Origin of the sequence: Enterococcus sp. BWB1-3, from assembly GCF_016745275.1 — a bacterium.
GTDB lineage: Bacteria > Bacillota > Bacilli > Lactobacillales > Enterococcaceae > Enterococcus_L.
The window spans coordinates 88,419-99,010 of the sequence record NZ_JADOEP010000016.1 but is presented as its reverse complement, the minus strand read 5'-3'; the positions used below and the strand labels follow the sequence as shown (position 1 = coordinate 99,010).

12 protein-coding genes are annotated in these 10,592 nt (G+C 37.7%); 10 read left to right on the top strand and 2 right to left on the bottom strand.

The features are described from left to right. Positions 1-321: 321 nt before the first annotated feature. The 4 genes from IW492_RS18410 to IW492_RS11875 all read left to right on the top strand — a co-directional run bounded on the left by IW492_RS18410 (position 322) and on the right by IW492_RS11875 (position 1,785). The gene (locus IW492_RS18410; protein WP_269160934.1) at positions 322-450 is read left to right on the top strand and encodes a hypothetical protein; all 129 of its coding nucleotides are present in this window, start codon (positions 322-324) and stop codon (positions 448-450) included. A gap of 85 nt (positions 451-535) precedes the next feature. After that, complete coding sequence (locus IW492_RS11885; protein ID WP_202067849.1) at positions 536-724, top strand: hypothetical protein; 189 nt, start codon at positions 536-538, stop codon at positions 722-724. Positions 725-1,019: 295 nt separating this feature from the next. Beyond that, complete coding sequence (locus IW492_RS11880; protein ID WP_202067848.1) at positions 1,020-1,247, top strand: hypothetical protein; 228 nt, start codon at positions 1,020-1,022, stop codon at positions 1,245-1,247. A gap of 73 nt (positions 1,248-1,320) precedes the next feature. Further along, a complete protein-coding gene (locus IW492_RS11875; RefSeq protein ID WP_202067847.1) occupies positions 1,321-1,785 on the top strand; it encodes a hypothetical protein in 465 nt (154 codons plus the stop codon). A 23-nt stretch (positions 1,786-1,808) separates the two neighbouring features. Here IW492_RS11875 and IW492_RS11870 read toward each other — a convergent pair whose 3' ends face one another. Then, entirely contained in the window at positions 1,809-2,078 is a 270-nt protein-coding gene (locus IW492_RS11870) for a hypothetical protein (protein ID WP_202067846.1), read from the bottom strand. Positions 2,079-2,354: 276 nt separating this feature from the next. On the opposite strand from IW492_RS11870, the gene IW492_RS11865 reads away from it, so the two are divergent. Then, positions 2,355-3,881 carry a zinc ABC transporter substrate-binding protein AdcA gene (locus tag IW492_RS11865; protein WP_202067845.1) on the top strand — a complete coding sequence of 509 codons (1,527 nt, stop codon included), beginning with the start codon at positions 2,355-2,357 and terminating at the stop codon, positions 3,879-3,881. Between the two features lie 412 nt (positions 3,882-4,293). Here IW492_RS11865 and IW492_RS11860 read toward each other — a convergent pair whose 3' ends face one another. Beyond that, complete coding sequence (locus IW492_RS11860) at positions 4,294-5,322, bottom strand: zinc-binding dehydrogenase (protein ID WP_202067844.1); 1,029 nt, start codon at positions 5,320-5,322, stop codon at positions 4,294-4,296. 206 nt (positions 5,323-5,528) lie between these two features. Between IW492_RS11860 and IW492_RS11855 the strand changes: the two genes are divergently transcribed. The 5 genes from IW492_RS11855 to IW492_RS11835 are packed head-to-tail and all read left to right on the top strand — an operon-like array spanning position 5,529 to position 10,588. Further along, the gene (locus IW492_RS11855; protein ID WP_202067843.1) at positions 5,529-7,685 is read left to right on the top strand and encodes a BglG family transcription antiterminator; all 2,157 of its coding nucleotides are present in this window, start codon (positions 5,529-5,531) and stop codon (positions 7,683-7,685) included. Further along, positions 7,666-8,130: a PTS sugar transporter subunit IIA gene (locus IW492_RS11850; RefSeq protein ID WP_202067842.1), complete on the top strand. Its 465-nt coding sequence runs from the start codon at positions 7,666-7,668 to the stop codon at positions 8,128-8,130. The genes IW492_RS11855 and IW492_RS11850 overlap by 20 nt, the downstream gene beginning before the upstream one ends. Before the next feature lie 17 nt (positions 8,131-8,147). Next, positions 8,148-9,557: a PTS galactitol transporter subunit IIC gene (locus IW492_RS11845; RefSeq protein WP_202067841.1), complete on the top strand. Its 1,410-nt coding sequence runs from the start codon at positions 8,148-8,150 to the stop codon at positions 9,555-9,557. Continuing rightward, on the top strand, positions 9,550-9,828 hold the full coding sequence (locus IW492_RS11840) for a PTS sugar transporter subunit IIB (protein ID WP_202067840.1): 279 nt from the start codon (positions 9,550-9,552) through the stop codon (positions 9,826-9,828). The genes IW492_RS11845 and IW492_RS11840 overlap by 8 nt, the downstream gene beginning before the upstream one ends. 22 nt (positions 9,829-9,850) lie before the next feature. Continuing rightward, the gene (locus IW492_RS11835; RefSeq protein WP_202067854.1) at positions 9,851-10,588 is read left to right on the top strand and encodes an SDR family NAD(P)-dependent oxidoreductase; all 738 of its coding nucleotides are present in this window, start codon (positions 9,851-9,853) and stop codon (positions 10,586-10,588) included. Positions 10,589-10,592 lie beyond the last annotated feature (4 nt).

Genomic DNA, 10,592 nt, shown 5'->3' with positions numbered 1-10,592 from the left:
GGAAATTGGGAAAATATATGGAGAGGAAGACACGTAAAAAAGAAAGAACACGCTCGATTTTGATGATTATTGCCAAAATCGAGCGTGTTTTCTTTTTGAGGACGGACTATTGTCCCAGACTCATTTTAGGTGAGGAGGTTTGATTAATGATGATTAATTTAGATCAGTTAGGTTTAATGACGTTTCCTAGGGCTAGCAAATGCGGGGACAAAGAACGGATATATGTTTATCAATAATACAAAAAATATCCAGAGAAATTTTTACCAGTATTGACCGCATATCTGAACGGAAGTATCTAATGAGTTGTGGGAAGTAATTGTGATGAAACAATCAGATGTATTTGAACTGAAACAGGCATTTACTGAAGGAGAAATACTTGAAGTGATGTTTCAATTCGTAGATGCATATGGAAGAGATACAAGAAGGGGTCAAATACGATTATCTGGATGATCAGAAAAAGAATTTTGGTATTCGCCTGAAGAATGGAGCGACTATCTATTATAAAAATATTCGTAGAGGACGCTAGCCAGATGAAATGAAAGCAGGAAATTTAATTGTGTTGAGACAAGGATGGAATTTTACGCTTAAAGATGTAAAAACTTTCAGGATTGCAGCAAGTTCTCTTGCCAGTGAAATAGATCCATACTATCAGGATCTTCCGGAAGAAATTTTAAAACAGCTCGAAATTTTGGCTGCTAAAATTAAGCAGTATGATCAAAAATAATTTTGATTACGAAAGAGATACAAACGGATTGTGTCGCTTTAGTGAAAGTGGACAAAAGATAGAAGTTTCTAAGGCTCAGACAGAATTTTTATCAAGTTGTTTATTTATAAATGATTTGAATGCGACTTAAAAAATGATTTAGCGAATTTAAGTCGTATTCCGAAATAGAGGAATTTATAAAAAGATATGACGGGGATTTTTTAATCTCATTTTTTTATCAGAAAAAGCTATCAAAACTCAAGATTATTTAACTGATAGAGATATCGGATTAAGTACCAGCTATACTAATGTAATAATGGCACTTTATGCTATCAATAAAGCAAAAATTGAAAATCCAAATGAATTTAGGAAAAGAGCTGATGGAAAAGATATTTATGTTGAAACATTAATATTTGTTGGTTATGGCTATGCGTATAAAGGTTTTTATCTCAGAGAAATATCCTATGCTAATGTAACATTGGTGCCTTCAAATTTACGAAAAGGTTACAAAGTTTTAACGAGTTATCCAACTGTTCCAAAATAATGAACTGAAAATATCAAAGTATATTTTGAATCAAAACTAATGGTTAGTTTATTCAGAATAATAGGAGGAGCAAATGAAAAAAACAATTTTTTACGAAGACATGAAACAAATGAAAATGAATAAAATTCAGGAACAAGTGTCCTGGTATGAATATTTGGCTGATAAAAAGAATGAGTATTATTTGGAACAGCGAAGTGATGTGTTACTAAATCATGTACCAACAGAAGAAAATATTGTTTCTGTGATTCAATGCAGGTTGTTTTTTGTAGGGAAAGATACGTTAGAAGAAATGTTTTCCTTTTTAGAAAAAAAAGCAAACTATGAATTTAAGCATAAGGAACCAAACAAAGAAGTAATTCAAGCCTATAAAGAAACGACATGGGATGATTTTAATACAGACTTAATTGGGCTTCAAACAGAAGAGAAATTTGCACAGCTAATAGAAATTATTGATGGAGAAGAGGAAGTTGGCTATATTTTTCTTGATTTACGCTATGTGATTATTAATAAAAGATTTGATGATATCGAAAATCAATAACATACATTTAGTTCGAAAAAACATCAGAAAGCAGGGGAAATAAAGGCTTTTATTGTTGTGATTGTTTCACCTTTATAAAGGTGAATAGTATCAAGAGTGTATCCTTCTGCAAGTAGTGCAGCTTTAGTTTCTTCTGCTAACTCAGAGACAGTCATAGGGAATACTTGTTCACTTTCTGTATATCCTATTTTGTGAGGTATTATATTATTAGCGTGAGCATTGCTTGTTCCTAACGTAACTATGGACAATGCCAGTAAAAAAATGTGACAAAAAATAACTTCTTTTTCATACAACACTTCCTTTCATATTTGATAAACAAATAATCACATGATTATTATTTAAGGTAAAGATCAGGATTGTGACATAGTATGTTTTTATTTGAGAAACGTTTTATTTTTACCTTCTTTTTTATTCAGAATCAGTTTTGAAAAAGAATTTATCACCTAATTATTTAGAAATCAGCATATAAATAGTTGACAACCTTTTTCTAGTTTGCTACTATCCAACGGAGCAAAACGTAATCATTACGCTTTGTATAAATAAAACGTAAGATATGAAGGAGTGTACAAATGAAACGCAAGCTTATTTTGGGATTATCTATTTTATTTTTAGCTGGATTTATGAGTGCCTGCTCAGTAAATGGGAAAGGCTCTTCTGTAGAGGAACAGAAAGAATTAAACATTCTGACGAGTTTTTATCCGATGTACGAGTTTACGAAAAATATTGTTGGGAATGAAGGAACTGTTGATATGCTTGTACCTGCTGGAACAGAAGCACATGATTATGAGCCCTCTGCCAAAGATTTGAAAAAATTACAGGATGCAGACGTCTTTGTTTATAACAATGAAAATATGGAATTCTGGGTGCCGTCAATGGAAACAACCTTTAATGACGGGAATGTTCATGTTATTAAAGCAACTGAAAATATGCTGCTGCTTTCAGGGGGAGAGGAAGAAGATCATGATCACTCTGAAGAAGACGGACATTCACATGAGTTGGATCCTCATGTCTGGCTGGCACCTAGTCTGGCAATAGAAGAGGTGAAAGAAATTCGGGACCAGTTGATTGAAATTTATCCGGAGAGAGAAGCAGTCTTTACTGAAAATACAGAAGCGTATTTGAAAAGACTGACTGACTTAGATCATTCTTACAAGGATACTCTGGGAGCTGCCAGCCAAAAGAGCTTTGTTACACAACATGCAGCTTTCGGTTATTTGGCCGTAGAATACGGACTGACACAGGTTCCGATTTCCGGATTGTCTCCAAGTGAAGAGCCCTCAGCGACCAGACTGGCTGAGCTGAAAGATTTTGTAACAGAAAATGATATTCAGTACATTTATTTTGAGGCAAATGCAACCGACTCTATCGCACGTACGCTGGCTGAAGAAGCGGGTGTTGAGCTGCTGGTATTAAATCCCCTTGAAGGCTTGACGAATGAACAAATTGAAAATGGAGAAGACTATATCTCTGTTATGGCAGATAATCTGGAAGCACTAAGTAAAACAATAACAGGTGAAAATTCAGCACTGGATTCTGTATCTGCTAAAAAAGAAAAAACAGTTTACAATGGTTATTTTGAAGACAGTCAAATAAAAGATCGTCCATTGTCAGACTGGTCTGGAAGCTGGCAGTCTGTTTATCCATTTGTATCAGATGGAACCTTTGATCAGGTTTTTGACTATAAAGCAAAAATTAATAAGGATAAGACTGCAGAGGAATACAAAGCATATTATGAAGCCGGTTATGCGACAGATATTGAAAAAATTGAGATTACAAATAACAAGATGACATTCATCAATTCAAAAGGTGAACATTTTTCTTCTGAATATAAGTATGCGGGTTATGAAGTATTGAGCTACAAAGGTGGAAATCGAGGCGTGCGCTACTGCTTCGAAGCACTTGACCAGGACAATGGAGCATTCCGATATGTTCAGTTTAGTGATCACGCCATTGAACCGACTAAGGCAGAACATTTCCATATTTATTTTGGAAATGAAAGTCAGGAGGCTTTGTCGTCAGAATTGGAAAACTGGCCGACTTACTATTCAGCTGATTTAAGCGGAAAAGAAATTGCACAGGAAATGCTGGCACATTGATCGCAGATTAGGAATTCAGCAAGATACTGTTGGAATTTTGAGAAGACATACGAATTTCTGCAGAAGTTGCAGAGATTAAAAGAATAAAAAAAGTTTGGTTAAAAGAGGTTGTGACAAACACTCATGAGGGCTGTCGCCCACATGAGTGTTTGTACCGACCTTTTTTGATGTGTCCATAAATGCAAGAGGAGGAACTGTGAATCAAGGATTTATAGAGAGCTGTTTGGCATTATTATTACAAGGGGAAGTTTATTTATTATTGCTTTCCGACAGCTATTCTTTTTCCTCTCCCATGATTTCTTTTGGAAATCTGTCAGTGATAAACAGAAGAGAAAACGACTGCTGACGGTAATCATCACATATTGTAGAGGCAGAGAGAAATCAAAATCAACGCAAAAAATTTTTTTTTAGATTATGGTACCATCAAAACTTTTAACGCTTCTCCGCTCATAGTCCAGTGGAATGCTTCTTCCCAGTTTTCCAGTGCTGTTATTTTTGAAACGAGCGGAGTCAGATCGTTCTGTTCTTGTTCCAGCCATTGAACAGCGAGCTGCCAGGAGCTGGGCTTCTGAGTTCGAGAGCCGATCAATTCAATTTCTTTGTGAATAAGAAGGTCCATACTAATGGGATTCATATTCTTGGCGAAAAGTCCTTCTTGAATGATCCGGCCTTTCTTTTTAACAATTTCCATTGCCTGATGAAGAGCATGAATATTTCCGGAACACTCGAAGACCTGATCTGCTCCATAGTCTTCAGTCAGGCTCATGATAGAATCTTCAAGAGGCTGATTTTGACTGTTGATTATATGGGGAATACCAAGTTCGTGAGCAATTTGCAGCCTTTTTTCGTCTTGATTGATTCCGATCAAAATCACCTCTGCACCTAATGATTTCAAAACCAGTGAAAGAATGATTCCGATTGGGCCGGGACCGAAGACGGCAATTTTTTCTTCAGAATGAACAACTGTTTTTTCTTTGACCGCATGCATACAGCAGGCGAGCGGTTCCAGCATTGCAGCTGAGTAGAGGTTGATCGCTTTGGGCACCTGATGACAACGGTCGGCTTTAACAATAATGTATTCAGCGAAGCTTCCATCTACCTGAGTACCCAAACCTTTGCGCCGGCTGCACAAGTTATAGTCCTGTTCATAACAGTAGTGGCATTTTTCACAAACTTCATATGTAGTCTCACTGACTACGATATCTTCGGGTTTGAATTTCCTGACATCACTTCCGACTTCTGTCACTTCACCAACGAATTCATGACCTAATGTCAGTGGTATCTTTTTGTTATATTCTCCTTTGAATGCATGAATATCTGAACCGCAGATGCCTGTAAGCAGTACACGGATTTTTAGTTCATTTTTTTTTGGATAAGGCTCATTAACAGTGATATACTCCATGTTTCCATATCCTTCAGCAGTTTTTCTTAAGGCTTTCATTTTTTATGGACTCCCTTCTGGATATTCGAGGTGGGTGTTATTTTAATAGATAGAGAAGGGTGTTTTATTAGATGATAAAAGCTTATCATGGAAAAATTTTTTCTTCAAGACTATCACTGTCACAATTCTTTTGATAGCGATTTCAAAGGGATTGTGCTTGTGAAAAAATGTGAATGAAATATAATGAGCGTGTAGAGGTGAGAGGGATGAATAGAAGGATTAACAAGATTATATTAGATGCTTTACACGAGAAGAAAGAAACACTTCACAACTATGCAGAATTATTTAAAGTTTCCGATCAAACTATACGAAATGATATTAAAGAAATTAATTATTATCTGGAAAAAAGTAATCAGATAAAGATTATTTTCGATGAGGATGGCTATCTCCAAATGGCAGATGAAGTGGATTTGCAGGAATTGCTAAAGACCTATGCTTCGTTTCAAAACTATCATCTGTCACAGGATGAGCGGCGAACGATTCTTGCTATGCTGCTGGTAACGAGTTGTGACTATATAACGACTTATTATTTGTCAGAATATGTTTTGGTCAGCAGAAATACGCTGGTGAGCGATATTGAAGAATTGAAAATCTGGTTTAAACGAAATGGACTAGTATTGCATTCCTATGTCGGCAAAGGTTACAAGGTGCAGGGGAATGAAGCTAAAATCCGCTATGCCATGATGAAGCTGATTATTTTCAATGGTCTGTTTGACAATGATTATGATTATGCGCTTGGCTTTGAGAACAATATCTTTCAAAATCTGTTGCTGGATATCATTGATAAAGATACCCGATATCAGGAAATTGCCCAAATGCTGTTGGAAAGTGAGAAGGACCAGGGACTTCAGCTTTCGGATTTCTCTTATCAGGAGGTTGTCTGCTATCTGCTGATCATAGTTGAACGGCTTTCTTTGGGATTTACTATTCAAAATGCCGAAGAGTTGTCAGATGTAAAGGAGAGTTCGAAATCATCCTTTGCTGAAGCAATTGCAGAGAAGCTGAAGGAAATGTATTCCCTGGCTATTTCAGAAGACGAACGAAGCTATCTGATTTCCATTTTGAGAAGTAAAAGTTATATCAAAAACAACAGCAGAAAAATTGATTCAATTGAAACGCAGATACTGATCAATGAATTTATTTTTAATTTGTCGAAGGACTTGAATATTAAATACTATTTGAATAGTGATTTATTTGATTTGCTGGAAAACCATTTAAAGCTGCTTATTTATCGAATTAAGTTGAAAAGTAATGTGAAAAATGGTTTGTTTGAGGAAGTTTATCAGGCGTACGCGGATATTTTTCCACTGGTAAAAAAACACGTCAAGCCGATTGAAGAATTTTTGGAAACAGAGATTACCCAGGATGAAATTTCATTTATTGTGATGTATGTTATGGCAATTTTAGAAAATAATATCAATAATACTTTTTTTAAAGAGACAATTCGTGTGAGAGTGATCTGTAATTCCGGCAGAGGAACAGCCCAGCTGATAGAGATTAAGCTTAAAAAGGCATTTCCGCAAATAGATATCGTTTCAGTGGATTCTTCTCATATACTGCAAAAAATCCAGCCGGAAAATCAGGATTTAATTATCACCACAGTCCCTCTTCAATTTGACAAATCACCTGTGCTGTTAGTCAACCCTCTGCTGACAGAGGATGATATTGTTGCTATTCAAAAAGTTATCTATCGGTTTACACCCCAGGAAGCAGAATATAATGCACTCCCATTAAAAGACAGACAGCTGCTTCAAAGCTGTTTGCCGATTATCGAAAAATATGTTGAAGAAGAGTACCATCAAAAATTTGTCAGCGAGTTGGAAGAACTGTATCGTCTAAATCAACGTAAAAGAAGAGTAGAAACAAAAGAAATCAGTCGATTGTCTGATGTACTTACGATAGATCGAGTGGTTTTGGACAAGTCAGCCGGAGACTGGCGGGAAGCTGTTGAATTAGCTGGAAAGATTTTGCTGGAAGATCAGCTGATAGAGCAGAGATACATTGAAAGTATGATCCAGATGATTGAGGAACATGACTCCTACATCGTTATTTCTCCGGGCGTTGCCATTCCTCATGGTGAAGCAGCAAATGGAGCGATTCAAATCGGAGCCAGCTTTCTTCGGCTAAAGGAGCCAGTCAGATTTAATCATAAGCAAAATGATCCGGTAAAATATGTAATCGCTCTCAGTATTCCGGAAGGGAAAACGATTGGAACCTGTTTATATTATTTTACAGAAATTTTGGCAACAGAAACATTCATTTTAAGAATGGATGCTTGTGAGCAGCCGGAAGAAGTACTGATTGAATTGAAAAATATGGAAGATAAAGTGATGGGGTTTTCAAATGAAAAAAATACTATGTGATGATAAGCAAAAATTTATGTATTGTATGTTCAATGAAACAGAAAAAGAGAAGCTGTTGGAGGCGATGAGTCAGGTGCTGTTTGAGTATGAGTTTGTAAAAGAAAGTTATTTTGAAGCAGTTGTTGAACGGGAAAAGCACTTTCCTACAGGACTGCCGACGAAAGGAATCAGTGTGGCGATTCCTCATACGGATTGTGTTCATGTGAAAAAAGAAGGCTTTTTGGTCGGAGTACTTAATCAGCCGATTTCTTTTGAAATTATGGCAAGTACACAGGAATATGTGGAAGTGGAGCTGGTTTTCATGCTTGCCATCAAAGATTCGAAAAAGCAGGTTGTTATGCTGCAGCGTTTGATTGCACTTTGCCAGGATGAAGAAAATTTACAGTTGTTGAAGTCAGGTGAGAATGTTGCGGAGATTGAAAAACTATTACAGACAGTCAATTAGAAGGAGATGAATTGAGTATGTTAGAAATTATCAAATCTGCTGTAAACTATGTACTGGATTTGGGTGCTACAGCGATGCTGCCGATCATTTTAACTATTTTCGGACTTATTTTGGGACAGTCATTAAGCAAATCTTTTAGAGCAGGGTTAACTGTTGGTATTGGGTTTACAGGATTGAATCTGGTAATCGGACTTCTTTCAGATTCTGTGGGGCTTGCTTCACAGGCAATGATTGAACGGCTGGGGCTGAATTTGGATATTCTGGATGTCGGCTGGCCGATTGGGGCGGCAATCACATTTGCCACACCGATTGCAGTACTGCTGATTCCGGTGATCTTCATTTTTAATATTGTGCTGCTGCGATTTAATCAGACAAAAACGATGGATGTTGACCTCTGGAATTACTGGCATCTGATCTTTCCGGGAGCCATGATTTATTATGCGACAGATTCAATCTGGATTGCAATTGTCTGTGCACTGATCAATGCATTTGTTATCTTTAAGCTTGCGGATTGGACAGCACCAGCTGTAGAGCACTTTTTCGGACTGCCGGGGATTTCTCTGCCTCATGGGGAAACTGTCAATTTTGCGCCGGTGACATACGCATTGAATAAGGTTTGGGATAAAGTTCCGGGAATTAATAAAATTGATATTAATGCAGATAATTTAAAAAACAGACTGGGAATTTTTGGTGAACCCATGATGATCGGTCTGATACTTGGGATTGGGATGGGCTTTTTAGCAGGCTATGATTCACAGGCTATTATTCAACTGGGGATTCAAATGTCTGCTGTTATGATTTTGATGCCGAGAATGGTTGCATTGTTGATGGAAGGTCTTTCTCCAATTGCAGAAGCAGCTAAAACATTTATACAAAAACGCTTCCCGGGAAAAGAAGTCTATATCGGTTTAGATGCAGCGGTTGTTACTGCGCACCCGGCAATTATTACTGTTGCTTTACTGATGGTTCCAATTACTATTTTTCTGGCAGCGGTGTTACCGTACAACCGTTTATTGCCATTTGCCGATTTAGCTGTACTGCCGTTTACGATCATCTGGTCAATTGCGGCCTCTAAAGGGAACATCTTCCGAGGTCTGCTGAATTCGATTGTGTCTATTTGTCTGGTTTTGTTTATTGCTACAAATCTGGGAGAGTTGACAACGATAATGGCTCATGCGGTCGGATTCTCTTTTCCGGAAGGTGCAACAATGATTTCCGGTATTGATATGAGCAGCCACTTGACTCTTTGGATTATGCTGAAGCTGATTGATCCTTCAAATATTCCGGCCTTTATGGCAGGTGTTATCGGTCTGCTTTTATATGGAGGTCTGTGGTACTGGACCAGAAATGATATTAAGAAACAATTCGGACTGGATAAACCGAATGAAGCAGCTATAGAAAATCTGGAGGTAGAAGAAAATGAATAAGAAGCATGTATTAATTGCCTGCGGTACAGGCGTGGCAACATCTACAGTGGTCAGCATGAGAGTGAAGGAAGAACTGGAGAAGAACAATATTCCGGCAATCGTTGAACAATGCAAGGTCGCTGAGCTTCCTTCAAAAGTTGGGAACGCGGATTTGGTTGTTACCACAACAGCATACACAAATGAGGATATCCCTGTAATTCGTGCCCTGTCCTTTTTAACAGGAGTAGGTATTGAAGAGGATGTTCAAAAAATTGTCGAGATTCTTAAGTGAGGAAGTGTCAGCAGTGAAAACGATGCAGGGAAAAGTGGCGGTTGTTACAGGTGCTGCAAAAGGAATCGGGAAAGCGATTGCAAAAAGATTTGCTGAGGAAGGAGCTAATACCGTCATTGTTGATTTTGATGCTGAAGCAGGAAAACAGACTGCTCAGAAATTTTCGATAGACTATGCCGATTCATTGTTTGTTCAGGCAGATGTATCGAGCGCAGAAGATATGATGAAGGTACGAAATAAAGTTGTTTCTGTCTTTGGCAGGGTTGATATTCTTATTGTTAATGCGGGAATCAGCTATCGGCATACAGTTGATGATATTTCAATTGAGGAGTGGCAGCAGGTGCTGAGAATTAATCTGGATGGCTCTTTTTACACAATTAAAGCTTTTTATAAAGATTTTCAAACGAATCAGGGGAAAATTGTGTTTATTACTTCCGGATCTGCGATTACAGGCACAGGAGGGGGCGTACATTACGCCTCTTCGAAAGCCGGACAGCATGGGCTGATGAGAGGGATTTCCAAAGAGCTGGGGCCTAAAGGAGTTAATGTGAACGCAGTGGCACCACGAGTGGTTCAGACAGATATTTTAGATATTCTGTATCCTGATGAATTGAGCAGGAAGGAATTGATTAAAAAGATTCCGATCAGTCGTATTGGTCAGCCTGAGGATATCGCAAATGCTGCGTTCTTTTTAGCTGGACCGGAGAGTTCCTATATTCATGGACAAATTATTTTGGCAGACGGCGGGAGAACGTATTGAGGAA

Bases quoted from the DNA above. Each gene is read 5' to 3' on its own strand.
- IW492_RS18410 (WP_269160934.1), top strand. From the start codon at position 322: ATGAAACAATCAGATGTATTTGAACTGAAACAGGCATTTACTGAAGGA.
- IW492_RS11885 (WP_202067849.1), top strand. From the start codon at position 536: ATGAAAGCAGGAAATTTAATTGTGTTGAGACAAGGATGGAATTTTACG.
- IW492_RS11880 (WP_202067848.1), top strand. From the start codon at position 1,020: ATGGCACTTTATGCTATCAATAAAGCAAAAATTGAAAATCCAAATGAA.
- IW492_RS11875 (WP_202067847.1), top strand. From the start codon at position 1,321: ATGAAAAAAACAATTTTTTACGAAGACATGAAACAAATGAAAATGAAT.
- IW492_RS11865 (WP_202067845.1), top strand. From the start codon at position 2,355: ATGAAACGCAAGCTTATTTTGGGATTATCTATTTTATTTTTAGCTGGA.
- IW492_RS11860 (WP_202067844.1), bottom strand. From the start codon at position 5,322: ATGAAAGCCTTAAGAAAAACTGCTGAAGGATATGGAAACATGGAGTAT.
- IW492_RS11855 (WP_202067843.1), top strand. From the start codon at position 5,529: ATGAATAGAAGGATTAACAAGATTATATTAGATGCTTTACACGAGAAG.
- IW492_RS11850 (WP_202067842.1), top strand. From the start codon at position 7,666: ATGAAAAAAATACTATGTGATGATAAGCAAAAATTTATGTATTGTATG.
- IW492_RS11845 (WP_202067841.1), top strand. From the start codon at position 8,148: ATGTTAGAAATTATCAAATCTGCTGTAAACTATGTACTGGATTTGGGT.
- IW492_RS11840 (WP_202067840.1), top strand. From the start codon at position 9,550: ATGAATAAGAAGCATGTATTAATTGCCTGCGGTACAGGCGTGGCAACA.
- IW492_RS11835 (WP_202067854.1), top strand. From the start codon at position 9,851: ATGCAGGGAAAAGTGGCGGTTGTTACAGGTGCTGCAAAAGGAATCGGG.